General features: G+C 55.7%; 16 protein-coding genes. 9 read left to right on the top strand and 7 right to left on the bottom strand.

The features are described 5' to 3' along the window. Positions 1–58: 58 nt before the first annotated feature. On the top strand, positions 59–493 hold the full coding sequence (locus tag HWX89_RS20880) for an SRPBCC domain-containing protein (protein ID WP_138791052.1): 435 nt from the start codon (positions 59–61) through the stop codon (positions 491–493). A gap of 124 nt (positions 494–617) precedes the next feature. Continuing rightward, the gene (locus tag HWX89_RS20885; RefSeq protein WP_138791053.1) at positions 618–2,141 is read left to right on the top strand and encodes an MFS transporter; all 1,524 of its coding nucleotides are present in this window, start codon (positions 618–620) and stop codon (positions 2,139–2,141) included. A 23-nt stretch (positions 2,142–2,164) separates the two neighbouring features. Here HWX89_RS20885 and HWX89_RS20890 read toward each other — a convergent pair whose 3' ends face one another. Both HWX89_RS20890 and HWX89_RS20895 read right to left on the bottom strand, forming a co-directional pair. Next, complete coding sequence (locus tag HWX89_RS20890) at positions 2,165–3,631, bottom strand: UdgX family uracil-DNA binding protein (protein WP_138791054.1); 1,467 nt, start codon at positions 3,629–3,631, stop codon at positions 2,165–2,167. Beyond that, positions 3,631–4,863, bottom strand: a complete 1,233-nt coding sequence (locus tag HWX89_RS20895; RefSeq protein WP_138791055.1) for a putative DNA modification/repair radical SAM protein — start codon at positions 4,861–4,863, stop codon at positions 3,631–3,633. The genes HWX89_RS20890 and HWX89_RS20895 overlap by 1 nt, the downstream gene beginning before the upstream one ends. A gap of 220 nt (positions 4,864–5,083) precedes the next feature. Here HWX89_RS20895 and greA point away from each other — a divergent pair, with 220 nt between their 5' ends. Continuing rightward, positions 5,084–5,560: a transcription elongation factor GreA gene (gene greA / locus HWX89_RS20900; RefSeq protein ID WP_138791056.1), complete on the top strand. Its 477-nt coding sequence runs from the start codon at positions 5,084–5,086 to the stop codon at positions 5,558–5,560. 133 nt (positions 5,561–5,693) lie between these two features. Further along, positions 5,694–6,749, top strand: coding sequence for a glycosyltransferase family 4 protein (locus HWX89_RS20905; RefSeq protein ID WP_138791057.1), 1,056 nt, complete (start codon positions 5,694–5,696; stop codon positions 6,747–6,749). Between the two features lie 32 nt (positions 6,750–6,781). On the opposite strand, the gene HWX89_RS20910 is transcribed toward HWX89_RS20905, so the two are convergent. Continuing rightward, positions 6,782–7,249, bottom strand: coding sequence for an Lrp/AsnC family transcriptional regulator (locus tag HWX89_RS20910; protein WP_138791058.1), 468 nt, complete (start codon positions 7,247–7,249; stop codon positions 6,782–6,784). A gap of 214 nt (positions 7,250–7,463) precedes the next feature. Here HWX89_RS20910 and trxB point away from each other — a divergent pair, with 214 nt between their 5' ends. The 4 genes from trxB to HWX89_RS20930 all read left to right on the top strand — a co-directional run bounded on the left by trxB (position 7,464) and on the right by HWX89_RS20930 (position 11,486). Then, on the top strand, positions 7,464–8,438 hold the full coding sequence (gene trxB, locus HWX89_RS20915; RefSeq protein WP_138791059.1) for a thioredoxin-disulfide reductase: 975 nt from the start codon (positions 7,464–7,466) through the stop codon (positions 8,436–8,438). Positions 8,439–8,462: 24 nt separating this feature from the next. After that, positions 8,463–9,359 (top strand): LysR family transcriptional regulator VtlR, encoded by an 897-nt coding sequence (locus HWX89_RS20920; RefSeq protein ID WP_063950800.1) that lies wholly within the window; start codon positions 8,463–8,465, stop codon positions 9,357–9,359. Positions 9,360–10,010: 651 nt separating this feature from the next. Beyond that, positions 10,011–10,301 (top strand): ArsR/SmtB family transcription factor, encoded by a 291-nt coding sequence (locus HWX89_RS20925; protein ID WP_138791060.1) that lies wholly within the window; start codon positions 10,011–10,013, stop codon positions 10,299–10,301. A gap of 72 nt (positions 10,302–10,373) precedes the next feature. Then, positions 10,374–11,486 (top strand): alkene reductase, encoded by a 1,113-nt coding sequence (locus HWX89_RS20930; protein WP_138791061.1) that lies wholly within the window; start codon positions 10,374–10,376, stop codon positions 11,484–11,486. Between the two features lie 45 nt (positions 11,487–11,531). Here HWX89_RS20930 and HWX89_RS20935 read toward each other — a convergent pair whose 3' ends face one another. Further along, positions 11,532–11,921 (bottom strand): DUF6220 domain-containing protein, encoded by a 390-nt coding sequence (locus tag HWX89_RS20935; protein ID WP_138791062.1) that lies wholly within the window; start codon positions 11,919–11,921, stop codon positions 11,532–11,534. Continuing rightward, positions 11,921–12,961: an NAD-dependent epimerase/dehydratase family protein gene (locus tag HWX89_RS20940; RefSeq protein ID WP_138791063.1), complete on the bottom strand. Its 1,041-nt coding sequence runs from the start codon at positions 12,959–12,961 to the stop codon at positions 11,921–11,923. Before HWX89_RS20940 ends, HWX89_RS20935 begins: the two co-directional genes overlap by 1 nt. 90 nt (positions 12,962–13,051) lie before the next feature. Between HWX89_RS20940 and HWX89_RS20945 the strand changes: the two genes are divergently transcribed. After that, positions 13,052–13,996, top strand: a complete 945-nt coding sequence (locus tag HWX89_RS20945; protein ID WP_138791064.1) for a LysR family transcriptional regulator — start codon at positions 13,052–13,054, stop codon at positions 13,994–13,996. A gap of 3 nt (positions 13,997–13,999) precedes the next feature. Here HWX89_RS20945 and HWX89_RS20950 read toward each other — a convergent pair whose 3' ends face one another. Continuing rightward, positions 14,000–14,272, bottom strand: a complete 273-nt coding sequence (locus HWX89_RS20950) for a DUF2188 domain-containing protein (protein ID WP_138791065.1) — start codon at positions 14,270–14,272, stop codon at positions 14,000–14,002. A gap of 266 nt (positions 14,273–14,538) precedes the next feature. Further along, positions 14,539–15,741 carry a pyridoxal phosphate-dependent aminotransferase gene (locus HWX89_RS20955; protein WP_138791066.1) on the bottom strand — a complete coding sequence of 401 codons (1,203 nt, stop codon included), beginning with the start codon at positions 15,739–15,741 and terminating at the stop codon, positions 14,539–14,541. Positions 15,742–15,949 lie beyond the last annotated feature (208 nt).

Consider the following 15,949-nt stretch of genomic DNA (forward strand, 5'->3'; position numbering starts at 1 on the left):
CCAGAGTTTGCCGATCGGCTCGGCAAAACAATGGAAGCCCTGATGGATGGAGGCGTATATGACGGACAAAATGGAAGTTCTGAACGAGCGGCTGTTTGACGTCGATCGCGAAACGCTGTTTCGGGCTTTCTCGGAGCCCGAACTGTTGGCGCAATGGTGGGGGCCACATGGCTTCACCAACACGATTGGCGCCTTCGATTTCAGGCCCGGAGGCACGTGGCAGATCACCATGACGGCGTCCAATGGCACCGATTTCCACAACACTTCCACGTTTCAGGAGATCACGGCACCGGCACGCATCGTCTTCCTGCATCACGAGCCGATGCACGTTTACACGATGGAAATCGACTTTATGGAACAGGAAGACGGCACATTGCTGAACTGGCGAATGCTGTTTGACGCGACAGATGAAAACCTGGAAATCAAAAAGTTTATCGCTGCTGCCAACGAGCAGAACTTCGACCGATTGGATGAGGTTGTCCTGCAGCGATAACAATGTAAAGCGCACCACATCACCGGCGCGTCGACCAATGCCGTTGTCGTTCAGGCATCTATTTTGACCTTTGCTCGTTTTCGCAGTTTCAATGAACTCTTCGTGCGCACGGGAAGGCCAGAGGATGGAAGCGACACTGGAAGAAGAGCTGGCAGGAAGACGCGAATGGATCGGTCTCTTTGTGCTGTCTATCGCCTGCCTGATCTATTCGATGGACCTGTCGGTACTGTTTCTTGCGATCCCAGCAATCGTCGCTGATCTCGACCCATCCGCGTCAGAGCTTCTGTGGATCAACGACATTTACGGCTTCATGGTCGCCGGGTTTCTCGTGACCATGGGCACGCTGGGTGACCGTATCGGCCGCCGTCGCGTCCTGTTGATCGGCGCCTTCGCCTTTGGCATCGCGTCTGCACTCGCCGCGTTTTCTTCCACATCTCAGCAGCTCATCATTTCGCGGGCACTTCTCGGTATCGCCGGCGCGACGATTGCGCCTTCCACGCTCTCGCTTATCGTCAACATGTTCAGGAGTGAGGCCGAACGCAACCGTGCCATCGGTATCTGGGGCACCGCCTTCGCGCTTGGGGGCGTGATCGGCCCGCTGATTGGCGGCTTCCTGCTGCAATATTTTCACTGGGGCGCTGTGTTCCTTATCAATATTCCGATTATGTTGGCGCTTCTCGCCGTCGCCCCGTTCCTGTTGCCGGAATACAAAAACAGCGAGGGTGCATCGATCGACCTCCTGAGCGTCGTTCTTTCACTTGCAACGGTTCTGCCGGTCATTTACGGCTTCAAACATATGGCAGCTTATGGGTTTCAAGCAGATCAGTTGCTCGCCATCGTGATTGGCCTCTGCTTCGGCACCGTCTTCCTGCGGCGGCAAAAACGGCTTGAGCATCCGCTGATAGACCTGCAGCTCTTTCGCATTCCGGCTTTCAACGCCTCTCTGGTCGTTAATCTCGCTGGCGTTTTTTTCGTCTTCGGCGTCTTTCTCTACCAGAACCTCTATTTGCAGCTTGTCCTCGATTTGACACCGCTTTCCGCAGCCATCTGGTCACTGCCCTCTGCGCTGGTTTTCACCATCATGTCGCTGCAAGCCTACCGGTTCACCAATAGGCTTGGTGCGGTCAATACTGTGCTGATCGGCCTTGTCATCAACGCCTTGGGCACGGCCGTCATGGCCATTGCCGCATATAGCCAGTCGATTTACGGCATTCTTGGCGCCAGTACGCTGATCGGCCTTGGTTTCGTCCCGGTCATTCTCACCACAACAGGGCTTATCGTCGGAACCGCCCCACCTGAACGGGCGGGTTCCGCATCAGCAATCTCCGAAACCAGTGCGGAATTCGGCGGTGCCTTGGGGGTGGCGCTGCTCGGCAGCCTCGGCACCGTTATTTATCGTATGTCCCTGAGCAACACCGATCTGTCGAGCCTGAGCGAAGATCAGGCCACTGCGGTCTCATCCACGCTCGCGGGTGCGGTGGAGACCGCAAAGGCAATGGGAGTGACTGGTCAGCAAGCCTGGTTGGATATTGCCCGAAACGGCTTTTCTCTTGGTTTCGCGGCCTGCTGCCTATTGGCATCGGTCACATTGTTGCTTCTTGCCGCGATTGCCAGAAAGATCTACGCCAAGGCACACATCGAAGAGTGACGAAGTGAAACAGCACAGAACAATCAGACGACAATGCCGGTATCAACCAGCCGCCTGATGCTTGTCATATCATCTTGAAATCTTTGGAGTTCTTCATAGCGCTTCGCGCTGTCTGGGATGCGTAGCAGATAGGATGGATGCACGGTGATGAACAGCAATCTGCCACCATCCATCGGCATTGGCTTGCCACGCAGATCTGACAGTTTTTCTTTCATTCCCGTCAGAGCGAAAACCGCCGTGGCGCCCATTGCGACAATCAGCTTCGGCTGAACGAGATCGATTTCCCGCGTCAGCCACGACCTGCATCGCTGCACCTCTCCGGCGTCCGGACGCTGGTGGATACGCTTCTTGCCACGGCTTTCATATTTGAAGTGCTTGACGGCATTGGTGACATAAAGTTTCGAGCGTTCCATTCCGACAACCGCCAGCGTCTGATCAAATACCTTTCCTGCCGGGCCGACAAAAGGCCTGCCAGCCAGATCTTCGTGATCACCCGGCTGCTCACCAACGATCATCACGTCGGCATGCGCCGGTCCCTCACCAAAGACAGTTTGCGTAGCTTTGCAATGAAGCGGACAAAGCGTGCAGCCCTTCGCCTTGTCCCTCAATCCCTCGAGGCTGTTGGCATCGGGCAATTCTGGTGCGGGCATGTTTGCTCGTGCCGTCTGGAGCCGGTGATGGAATGGTTGGGGTTCGCTGGCGGCTTTCGCCGCCATCTTCAGAACACGTGTCTCCGCACTGAGGATCAGATCCGGAATAAGCGCTGCCTCAGGCAGGTTTTTCCAATATTTCTTTGGCATCTCCGCCGTCATAGCCTTGATCTTCAATCGGGCCGGATTGAAAATATTGGCGTAATAGGTCCGCCAGAGTTCATCCGCTTCATCAGATAGATCGGGTTTTTCTGCCGCCTCCCGCGACGTCTTCAACGTCTCTCCATCCCATTGGGCATATCCCTTCGGGGTTGCAATCAGCCAATCCATGTCTGTGAACCGCCGTTGGAAAAAATCGGCCTTGCGCTCGACAATGAAGTGATCCGGCTCAAACCATGCAATAAACCGCCGTCGCCCGACCTCCTCTTCAGCCATGGGCACTTCCTTGAACCGGACAAAGGCCGTCATCTTGTGACTGTCGCGACGGACGGATTTTTCCATGTACCGGGCGTCAACGACATCCGGGTCGGACTTGAATTGCAGAAGTGCCCGATCGTCACGCAACCGCCATAACAAACGATAGAGCAGAGCAAACCGGGCACGATCACTGTGACAGATGACGGCCTCGGCAAGCGGCACGAATGCAGAGGGAACACTGAAAGATGCTGAACCTGTCGCTGCGGGTAAAACGGAGCCCTCGTCAAAACCAAACAAATCCGCGCTATCGTCACGACATCGCCAGTCTATCTGGGCTGGTGAAATACCGGCCAGAAGACAGGCACGCGCGGCATTGCGCCACTCGGCAAAATCTCCCCGGCCCTCCAGAACGATCCTGTACATTACAACAACGACAATTGTTCCGGCTGCGGCGCGAACATGGCACGCAGATCTGGGCGTTCCGTCAGCTTTCCCGGCACCCACCCATCTGCCATCACAAACGCCTTCACCTTTTTCAAGGAAGCGCCAAAGCGTCCGATATCCTCGAGCCGCAGCCGGCGAAATCTCCGGGATGACAGGATTGAATTGACGGTTTTGACGCCAAACCCCGGAACTCGCAGCAAAAGCTCTCGATCAGCCTTGTTCACATCCACTGGAAACGACTGCCGATTGCCGAGCGCCCAAGCGAGCTTCGGGTCGATGTCGAGGTCCAGCATCCCATTCTTTTGTGTGGAGGTAATTTCGCCGACATCGAAGCCGTAAAATCGGTAAAGCCAATCAGCCTGGTACAGCCTGTGCTCCCGCATCAGTGGCGGCTTGATCAACGGCAGGTTTTTCGACGAATCAGGGATCGGGCTGAAGGCTGAATAATAGACACGTCGCAAACCATAGCTGCCATAGAGTCGCGCACTTGTTGAAAGAATGGTGCCGTCATCCGCACCATCGGCGCCAACAATCATCTGCGTGCTTTGCCCTGCGGGAGCAAACTTTTTGACACGCTTGCTTTTCAGCGTCGGCTCACCCGCCTCTTCGATCTTGAGGCGAATATCGGCCATCGACCGTCGGATATTGTTGGGATGTTTCTCCGGCGCGAATTTGCCGATACCGCTATCGGTGGGAAGCTCGATATTAATCGACAGACGGTCGGCGTAAAGTCCGGCTTCTTCCACGAGATGCGCAGACGCTTCCGGAATGGATTTCAGATGGATGTAACCGCGAAATCCATGCGTTACTCTCAATTCGCGTGCGACACGCACCAGTTCTTCCATCGTATGGTCAGACGAGCGAATGATGCCGGAGGATAAAAAAAGACCCTCGATGTAGTTTCGCCGATAGAACTCCAGCGTCAACCAGACGACCTCCTCGACGGTAAAGCGTGCCCGCTCGACATTGCTTGAGGAGCGATTGATGCAATAGGCGCAATCGTAGATACAGAAATTGGTCAGCAGGATTTTCAACAGGGAGATGCATCGACCATCTGGCGCATAAGCGTGGCAGATGCCCGAACCTTCTGTAGAGCCAAGACCGCCGCTTGCGGAAGAGTTTCGTTTCGTGGTGCCACTGGACGCACAAGACGCATCGTACTTCGCTGCGTCCGAAAGAATGGCAAGCCGCTCTTTGATTGACTTTCTCATGCGATGTTCTCTATATGTTCCGAGGACGAAAGTCAATTAAACTGCATAAAATACTGAATTTCATGGTGATTATCGGGAAGTTTAATTTTCTGGCATTTCGCTGTCGTCTTCTGATATAGTCGGTTTAATTCTGATTTTGACACGGTTCCGGAGCTCTGCTTCGGAACCTGTTTCTTTTTGTGTCTGCGAATACCGCGGCTCGAATGCGAAGGAATAAGAAATGGTAGAAAAAGTACCGATGACTCAGGGTGGATTCGTCAAGTTGCAGGAAGAGCTGCGTTGGCGCCAGCAGGAGGAGCGTCCGCGCATCATCGAGGCAATTTCGGAAGCGCGCGCCCACGGCGACCTTTCGGAAAACGCCGAATACCACGCCGCCAAGGAAGCCCAGAGCCACAATGAAGGCCGCATCACCGAACTGGAAGATCTGACCGCCCGTGCGGAAGTCATCGATCTCTCCAAGATGTCCGGCTCCAAGATCAAGTTTGGCGCCACTGTGAAGCTTGTCGATGAGGATAGCGACGAAGAAAAGACCTACCAGATCGTTGGCGACCAGGAAGCCGACGTGAAGGCTGGCCGCATCTCCATTTCTTCGCCCATCGCCCGCGCCCTGATTGGTAAGGAAGTCGGCGACAGCATCGAAGTCAATGCACCGGGCGGCGCAAGAGGATACGAGATCCTCGCCGTACAGTGGGGCTGATTGCTGCCAGGCGTCACGTGTGCCATCGGACGCGTAGACACGCCACATCTGCTTGAAATCTTGCATCTCTGTTCCGCTCGGGTGACGTCATTCGAGCGGAATGTGTTTTAGCGGAACAGACGGAACGTTAAAGTTGTCTCGGGTCGATCTCAAAGATGTGCAGGTGCTTGCGCCGAATTTTAAAAAAAGACTTTCGGGCGTAACGTCCACCATCGTTCAGCTTATTCCGGCCCAGAACCGGATGGGACAAAAGGTGGCAGCTATCGGCCCGGGCCTGCCTGCACATTTGCCGTGTGTGCGCTTCCGCGATCTTTGGCGGCTTTGGCTGGCCGGTCCGCTCGGCGGACCTCGCATATGGCATGCACGACGCAACATCGAAATGTTGCCGGGCATCATCATGCGCGACGTGCTCCGTATGAAGGTCAAGCTTCTCTTCACCTCCGCCGCACAAAGACGACACTCCGGCTACACCCGCTGGCTGATTTCGAAAATGGATGCGGTCGTGGCGACCAGCGGTCGTTCCGGATCGTTTCTGGAAGTCCCGCATCAGGTCATCATGCATGGCGTTGATACGACGCTGTTTCATCCCGGCAAAACGGACGAAGACACGATAGCGGCAACTGGCCTTCCGGGTCGATATCTGATCGGTTGTTTTGGACGTGTCCGTCACCAGAAGGGCACTGATCTTTTCGTTCGCGCCATGATCGAGCTGCTGCCCGATTATCCCGAATGGACCGCGGTGGTCTCTGGCCGGGTCACGCCCGAACATAAGGCTTTCGGTGACGCACTGAAGTCCGATACAGAAGCCGCCGGCCTCACGCAACGCATCATCTTTCAGGGCGAAGTGGATGACATCAAACCGTGGTACAGACGCCTGTCGCTCTATGTTGCCCCTTCCCGCAACGAAGGTTTCGGCCTCACGCCATTGGAGGCCATGGCATCCGATGTCGCCGTCGTCGCCAGCGATGCGGGCGCTTACGCGGAAATGATCGTCGAGGGAGAGACCGGCATGGTCGTCAAGGCTGGCGACTACGATTCGCTGCGTGATGCGATCAGAAGCTATCTCGCCGATCCCGAGAAAACGCGGCAACACGCAAATGCAGGCCTCCATCATGTCCGCACCGCCTTCCCGCTGGAAAACGAATCGGACCGACTAGGCGCGCTCTACGACAAGCTACGGCAGAGCTGAAAAAGCGCGCAGTCGCCTGCGCGCTACAGATATTAGACTTCGACAAGTCCAACGCGTTTGACCTGACGGATCGTCAGCATGGTGCGCACCGTATCGACATTCTCGTCGGCAGTCAGAACCTCAATGACGAAATCCTGGAACTCCGTCAGGTTTTTTGCCACGCAGTGCAGCAGAAAATCGCTTTCGCCTGAGACCATCCACGCCTGCCGCACCAGCGACCATCCGCCCGTTGCAGCAGCGAAGGCTTTGAGATTGCTGTCCGATTGGCGCTTGAGACCGACCATGCAGAAGGCAACGAGATCAAAGCCGAGCTTGGGCGCGTTCAACATGGCGTGATAGCCTTCGATGACACCGGCCTCTTCCAGCTTACGCACGCGCCTGAGACACGGCGGCGCTGAAATGCCGACCCGTTCAGCAAGCTCCACATTTGTCATGCGGCCGTCACGCTGCAATTCGCGCAATATTTTCAGATCGATGGCATCGAGTTCGACGCTAGTCACGGAGAGTTCCTCTTTGAGCGGAAGAACTTCCTTGTACTATTCGGGGCAGGATTCGCAAGAATATGCCGCTCTCGGGACACAAAATTACACAGGCATCCACAACTGCCTTGTTGGTAACGCAAGGCTGCCCTTGAATAAAGGCACTAGACAACCTTAAATACCGGCAATTGAAGGGTTGAGGCACTGCCTCTACCCCTGCTGAAAGGAACACCCCATGTCTGCCCGCCACACCAAGGTATTAATCATCGGTTCCGGCCCCGCCGGCTACACGGCCGCGATCTACGCTGCGCGCGCGATGCTGAAACCTGTGCTGATTGCCGGCATGGAACAGGGTGGCCAGTTGATGATCACCACGGATGTTGAAAACTATCCAGGCTTTGCCGATCCTATTCAGGGTCCCTGGCTGATGGATCAGATGCTGAAGCAGGCAACCCACGTCGGTGCAGAAATCGTCAATGACCTCGTAACCGAAGTTGAAACCACGGCACGCCCCTTCGTCGTCCGCACCGATTCCGGACAGGTCTGGACCGCAGACACACTGATTATTGCGACCGGCGCGAAAGCCAAGTGGCTTGGCATCGAAAGCGAACAGCACTTTCAGGGCTTTGGCGTTTCGGCCTGCGCGACCTGCGACGGCTTCTTCTATCGCAACAAGGATGTGATCGTCGTGGGTGGCGGAAATTCCGCAGTCGAGGAAGCACTCTATCTCGCCCATATCGCCAAGACCGTCACCGTCGTACATCGGCGTGACAGCTTCCGCTCGGAAAAGATCCTTCAGGAGCGCCTGTTCGCCAAGGAAAACGTCAAGATCCTCTGGAACACGGAAGTGGCTGAGATCACCGGCGCACCTGCCAAGCACCCAATGCCACCATCGGTGTCCGGTGCGAAGTTGCGCGACACGAAGACCGGCGAAATCAGCGAAATGCCGATCGACGGCGTCTTCGTCGCAATTGGTCACGCGCCGGCCGTCGAACTGTTCAAGGGCAAAGTGAAGCTCAAGGACAATGGCTACATGTGGACGGCTGCCGATTCCACGGCAACGAGTGTTGAAGGCATTTTTGCTGCCGGCGACGTGACTGACGACATCTATCGACAGGCTATCACGGCCGCTGGCATGGGTTGCATGGCAGCACTCGAGGCCGAACGTTATCTGACCGCACATCAACCGCTTGCGGTAGCAGCCGAATAATCGAAAGGCAGGATCGGCATGGCGATGCCATTGGACTGGGACAAACTGCGCATTTTCCATGCCGCCGCGGAAGCGGGTTCATTTACCCATGCGGCAGACAAGCTGCACCTGTCCCAGTCGGCGATCAGCCGTCAGGTCAGCGCATTGGAACAGGACGTCGGCGTCAAACTGTTTCACCGGCACGCCCGTGGCCTGATCCTCACGGAACAGGGTGAGTTGCTGTATCGCACAGCCCATGACGTGCTTTTGAAGCTTGAAACCGTCAAGATGCAGTTGACCGAAACGACGGAGAAGCCCAGCGGCAAGCTGCGCGTTACCACCACGGTTGGCCTAGGTCAGGGTTGGCTGACGGACAAGGTGCAGGAGTTCCTGCAGCTTTATCCGGAAATGTCGATCCAGCTCATCCTCGATAACGAGGAACTCGACGTGAACATGCGGCACGCCGACTGCGCGATCCGCTTGCGTCAGCCGCAGCAGTCGGACCTCATCCAGCGCAAGCTGTTCACGGTGCACATGCACGTCTATGCCGCGCCATCCTACATCAATCGATATGGTGAACCGCAATCGATCGAGGATCTGGACAACCACCGTATCATCTCGTTCGGTGAACCGGCTCCCAACTATCTGCTGGACGTGAACTGGCTGGAAAACGCCGGTCGTTCATCCGACAACACCCGCACGCCGCACTTGCAGATTAACAGCCAGACCTCGATCAAACGGGCCTGCCTGCTGGGAATCGGCATCGCCTGCCTGCCGGATTACATCGTTGGACGTGACCCTGGTTTGATTCAGTTGTCGCTCGCCGCGGACATTCCCTCGTTCGATACCTACTTCTGCTATCCCGACGAGATGAAAAACGCTGCAAAACTGAAGGCGTTCAGAGACTTTATCGTTGCCAAGGCGCGCAACTGGAACTTCTGACGCAAAAACAGTCGACCTTATGAAATTGGCGATAAAGTTCAATCGGTTAACTTCCGATCAGAAGGAGCATTGCCGCAACTTCCGTATACAGCCCTGCACAAAAAATATACCGGAAAGATGCAGGCGTGCGTAAATCGCATGCCTGACCTGCACAAAAAAGAGTTGTTGTCTGCACAAAAAAGCACCATATCGCACTCAGCTGATGCACACCGGTGGCTTTCCTCCCAGTTCCACCGCATCAGCTGTTCCCCTCTGGAGGTTTTTAACCTTCACACTTAAAAGGGCCCTGGATCTTTCCGGTGGCCCTCTTTTTTTTACCCGCAATAATTTTCTCCAAATATGCGCAATACTGCATAATACAACCTTGTTTTGTAGGCACCGCGCACCCATATCTAATTCAGCTGTCGCGGCTGACTTTTGTGCGCTGGACAGCTGTTCCCCTCTGGAGGTTTTTGACCTTCAAACTATCAGGCCGCGGAGAAATCTAGCGGCCTTCTTTTTTTGCTAAGCATGCAGCGTGGAAACGGTGCGCGTCTGCGCGAGAGCGCAATAGCCAGCGCATCCTTGCATGGCTTTCACGGAGACGTGAATTGAATATTGATTTCTACCGATATATAGATCGTCAATATCAGATTTAAGAGAAAAACGATTATGAACTCGGAGGACATCCTCAAGGCGATCTCGCATCCGGCACGACTGCAGTTTCTGGCATGGTTGAAACACCCGGAACGGCATTTCTGTCAGGATCACCCGTTCAGTATGGGCGTGTGCGCCAACCAGTTCCAGGTTGGTGGTCTGTCGCAATCAACCGTCTCCTCACATCTTGCGATCCTGCAATCCGCAGGCCTCATAAAATCGAAGAAGGTTGGCCAATGGGTGTTTTTTGAACGGAACGAAGAAACAATCGACGCATTTCTCGACTATCTGGAAACCAATCTCTGAGCCTCCCAAGCCTCGAGCTCTCTTGCGCAAATGTCTGCGCAAACAAGCCAACCGACCAGAAAGTGAAGTCGTATGACCAGTCTTTTCGAACCGGCACAGGCCGGCGACATTGTCCTCGCCAACCGAATTGTCATGGCGCCCCTCACCCGCAACCGGTCTCCCGGGGCAATTCCCAATAATTTGAACGCCACATATTACGAACAGCGCGCCTCGGCCGGTCTGATTGTAACGGAAGGCACGCCGATCTCTCAGCAGGGCCAGGGCTACGCCGACGTTCCCGGTCTCTATAAGAAAGAAGCTGTTGACGGCTGGAAGACGGTCACAGACGGCGTTCACGCTGCCGGCGGCAAGATCGTCGCCCAGATCTGGCATGTCGGGCGTATCTCGCACACCTCGCTGCAACCGCATGGTGGGCAGCCTGTCGCGCCATCTGCGATCACGGCAAAATCCAAGACCTATATCATCAACGACGACGGCACCGGCGCTTTTGCCGAAACCTCTGAGCCTCGCGCGCTCACGCATGATGATATCGGCCTTATCCTTGAGGACTATCGCTCCGGCGCACGTGCAGCGATCGAGGCAGGTTTCGACGGCGTCGAAATTCATGCCGCCAATGGCTACCTCATCGAGCAGTTCCTGAAATCCAGCACCAATGAGCGCACCGACCAATATGGTGGCTCGATCGAAAACCGCGCCCGTTTCCTTCTGGAAGTCGTTGATACCGTGACAAAAGAAATTGGCTCTGGCCGTACCGGTATCCGCTTGTCTCCGGTCACACCGGCCAACGACATTTTCGAAGCTGATCCGCAGCCGCTCTACAACTATGTTGCCGAGCAGCTTGGCAGCCGCGGCCTGGCATTCGTCCACGTCGTCGAGGGCGCAACCGGCGGCCCGCGTGACTTCAAGCAAGGAGACAAGCCGTTCGACTACAACGCCTTCAAGGCTGCCTATCGCAATGCTGGCGGCAAGGGGCTCTGGATCGGCAACAACGGCTATGATCGTGGTAGCGCGATAGCAGCGGTCGAAAACGGCAAGGTCGACGCTGTCGCCTTCGGTAAGGCGTTTATTGCAAACCCGGATCTGGTCCGCCGCCTCAAAGACGACGCGCCGCTGAATGAGCCCAACCAGCCGACCTTCTATGGCGGCGGCGCCCAAGGTTATACGGATTACCCAGCTCTCGCCTGATAACAAACGATAAGCCGCGCCCCTCAACAAGGCGCGGCTTTTTGTTCAAGTATGCCTCCTGGCCTGGCGAGCGGCAAAGTCCGAGAAAGCCCCCATGATAAACGCGTTGGGCACATGCAGCGCCTGAAGAAATCCGCTCCCTGTTTCCCGGCCGATGCTCATCAGCGCGAGTTGCAGGCCATATAGCCCGAGCAAGATCATCGCGCGTAAGAGATTTGTGCGAAGAGCACTCAGCAGCAGCGCCATAAACACCAACGCACCGATAGGAAGCACAAGAAACATCCCAAGTGCCTTATGTACGTCAATCAGCGAGCTGTCATAATAGAGCGATAATCCTGCCAGCAAGACCTGAGCGAAAATCAGTACCGGCACACTCGCCGATATCAAGGCAAACAATTGGCGCGAGCGCGATCCGGAATGGACAGGAATGGCCATCACACCCTCCTCGTCACGTTGATGAAACGGCCGATCTCCTCAGCGCCATCGCGGACGGGGTCGAGACAGCCAAGCCCCGCCAGAGTTGCCGATATTGCCAAGTCGATCGAGGTGTGCGGCTCTTCCCCGAGAAACTCCACGAGCTTGCGATTGCTCATCCGGATCGGCATCCGCCAGAGATATTGCATTTCAAGGACTTCACGAAACAACGGAACAACAGGCGCGGCCAGCCGCACGGCACTCCACGACAGACGCTTCATCTTGACGGGATGACCGGATACACGCTCGATTGCCTTGACGATCTGCAGACCGTCAAAGTCCCAGAAGCCATCCATATGGAAGACAGAGAACGGGGCCAGCGCATCCGATCGATCAAGCAGGCGACCGATTGTTTCGGCCACATCCGGCAGATAGGCCCACTGATGCCCGGCATGAGGATAGCCGGGGTTCGATACGCGACGGACAGGTTTTCCTGGTCGCACCAGCATCTGCGAGAACCAGTTGTTCTTCGTAGCGGGCCCGAAGAAATCTCCCGCCCTCACGATCAGCACCGGCACGCCGCGAAGCGAGGCCGCCTTTAGCCGCTGCTCCATTTCCTTTCGCAACATGCCTTTACGGGTAAAAGGATTTTGCGGACTTACTTCCGTCAGGACAGGAAAGGCATCAGCACCGAAATTATAGACCGAGCCGAGAAATACGATACGTGCCCCGACAGCTTCGGCGGCTGCAATAGTGTTATCCAGCATAGGCAACACTTGCTTTTCCCAGTTCTGGTATCCGGGCGGATTAACCGCATGAACGATCATATCCGCACCTTCGGCGGCGGCCAGGACATCGGTGCGGCTCAAGGCGTCGCCAGTGACATATTCCATGTCCACCCTCGCCCCTGGCAGCGCCGCCCTGCGGCTCATCGCCCTGACGCGCCAGCCGCGCTTCAAAAGCATTCTTGAAATCTCGCCACCGATACCGCCATTTGATCCCAGCACGAGGGCCAGACGCCCAGCGGTTTGAATGGAAGCTTTGCTGTTTTCATTGATCATTGCCGTCACTCCTTCATCTTGGCTGGAGTATTGGCTCGTTCCGGATTATACGAAATTGTCGAAATATGTGGATCGGTCATACAAAATCTTATGATGAAGAACCGTAACGTCAGTTGGGATTTTTACCGAACCTTTCTCGGTGTTCTCCGGGATGGTTCCCTCTCGGCGGCAGCCCGTGAGCTTGGCATCACGCAGCCCACCGCTGGCCGCCACATCGGGGCGCTGGAGGAAGCAATAGGCTTCCCGCTGTTCATTCGCTCCCCGCACGGGCTGATGCCGACAGAAGCGGCACTTGCCCTGCGTCCCTACGCGGAAAATCTGGCCGCGACGGCATCGGCCCTGATGCGGGCGGCATCTGGCGAAGTCGGCAAGATCGAGGGCGCGGTTCGCATCAGCGCCTCCGATATCATCGGCGTGGAAATCCTGCCGTCGATTATCGCCAAGTTGCAGGATATTCATCCGCGGCTCGAGATCGAACTCTCACTGTCCGACACACTGGAAGATCTTCTGCGGCGAGAAGCCGATATCGCCATTCGCATGACAGAACCGCAGCAGGATGCGATTGTCATGCGCTATATCGGTAATTTCCGGCTGGGCTTTCACGCAACGCGCGAATACCTGGAAAAAGCCGGTACTCCGATGGAAATGATGGATCTGGAAGACCATCGCATGATTGGTTTCGATCGCAAGACGCCTTTCATTCGGGCTGCAATCCACCATATGCGATCCCTCAAGCCCGAGATCCCTGATACGGAAGAAATTTCATTCGCCGTACGCGCAGACAGCAATCTTGCCCAACTCTCGATGATCCGCGCCAGCGCGGGGATCGGTGTCTGCCAGATAGGTATGGGGCAAAAAGATCCTCGGCTTGTCCGTGTTTTGAACCACATCGACATTCCGCTGCACACCTGGGTCGCAATGCACGAAAATCTCAAGACGTCACCACGTTGCCGCGCCGTTTTCAGCGCGCTGGTGGAAGGCTTGAAAGCCCATCTGAAAGAGACGGACCCGGAAGCGCCGCCGCAAAGGCGTTAAAACTCAATAAGGCCGCGCCTGGGACTGGCGGGTGGTCTTGTCCACAATCTCGGCCTCCGGCCGGTCGCCGCCCTGACTGTATTCTTCGTGCCAGTGGCCTGTTTCGTCCTGATAGCTTATCTCTTCATCTTCCCCGCCGATCTGCTGTTCAGCGGCAACGATCCGCGCCGCCTGAACGGCATCGGAATAGGATGGGAACGTTTCGGAATAGGCGCCATTCAGTCGATAGGCAAAACCTCCATCATGTTCCACAATTTCATACACCACTTTGGTCATACATGCTTCCTCCTGCTTCAGGCGACATGACCATAACCGCTATTCAGATGTGGCATTCAGCGGACACCAAAGCGCGGGCGGCACGTCCTTGACGCCACCACTATCCTCCCAAAAACGCCTGAGTGCAAATTCTGCTTAAACGATGAGACGAGGCGTCGCAGGCCGATCGCGAGTGAGCGAAACGTTTCGCTCGATAGATCAACGTGAGCTAACACAAATAAAAAAGCCCGGCATCGCTGCCGGGCCTTATCATAATGTCAGTGCTATTAGCGGCAATCAGCGCAGAAGCGCTGGATACGCTTGCAGGCCTCTTCAAGCAGCGTCTCCGAGGTGGCGTAGGAGATGCGGAAGTTCGGGCCAAGACCGAAAGCCGAACCGTGCACAACGGCAACGCCTTCAGCTTCGAGCAGCTCGGAGACGAAATCCTCGTCCGTTTCGATGACCTTGCCGGACGGTGCGGTCTTGCCGATCATGCCAGCGCAGGACGGGTAGACGTAGAACGCGCCTTCAGGTGTCGGGCAATTGATACCCTTGGCCTGGTTAAGCATGGAAACAACCAGATCACGGCGACCTTCGAAGATCTTCTTGTTCTCGGGAATGAAATCCTGAGTACCGGCAAGTGCCTCGACGGCGGCCCATTGCGAGATGGACGACGCACCCGACGTCTGCTGACCCTGGATCATGTCCATTGCCTTAATGAGCGGCAGCGGACCCGCAGCGTAACCAATACGCCAGCCGGTCATGGCATAGGCCTTGGAAACGCCATTCATGGTCAGCGTGCGGTCATAGAGCGACGGCTCTACTTCAACAGGCGTCACGAATTTGAAATCGCCATAGGTCAGGTGCTCGTACATGTCGTCCGTCAGCACCCAGACATGCGGATGCTTGACCAGCACGTCCGTCAGAGCCTTCAGCTCGTCATGCGAATAGGCCGCGCCCGACGGGTTGGAAGGCGAGTTGAAGATGAACCACTTGGTCTTCGGCGTGATCGCCTTTTCCAATGCTTCAGGCTTGAGCTTGAAATTGTCTTCCAGCGTGGTGTCAACGAAAACCGGCGTACCACCGCAAATCGCAACCATTTCCGGGTAGCTTACCCAGTAAGGTGCCGGAATGACGACTTCGTCGCCCGGGTTGAGCGTTGCCATGAAGGCGTTGAAAAGAATCTGCTTTCCACCCGTGCCGACAATGGTCTGCTCAGGCTTGTAGTCGAGACCGTTTTCACGCTTGAATTTTTCAGCAATCGCCTTGCGCAGTTCAGGGATACCGGAAACAGGCGTGTATTTCGTTTCGCCACGCTTGATGGCATCGATGGCCGCTTCCTTGATGTTTTCAGGCGTATCGAAATCCGGCTCGCCTGCGCCAAGGCTAATCACATCGCGACCCTTCGCTTTGAGATCGCGAGCTTTCTGGGTGACGGCGATGGTGGCGGACGGCTTTACGCGGGAAAGAATGTCGGCAAGGAAGGCCATTTTTAATCGGTCCTGTTGAAGTTGACATCGGCAGAAGCCCGAAAACGTCGACGACTGCGGCATTTTCTATGTCTAAAGAGCAGCAGTCTTTCAAGGCCAAAAGCCGACATATGTGGAATAACGGAAGATTTAAATCTTCCTTTACCGGGAAGTAACGCTTCCTCGTTAAAATCTGGGGGTCAAATCGTGTGTTTTGCTGCTGGTGAAA

Origin of the sequence: Rhizobium sp. RM (assembly GCF_013390595.1) — a bacterium.
Classification (GTDB): domain Bacteria; phylum Pseudomonadota; class Alphaproteobacteria; order Rhizobiales; family Rhizobiaceae; genus Agrobacterium.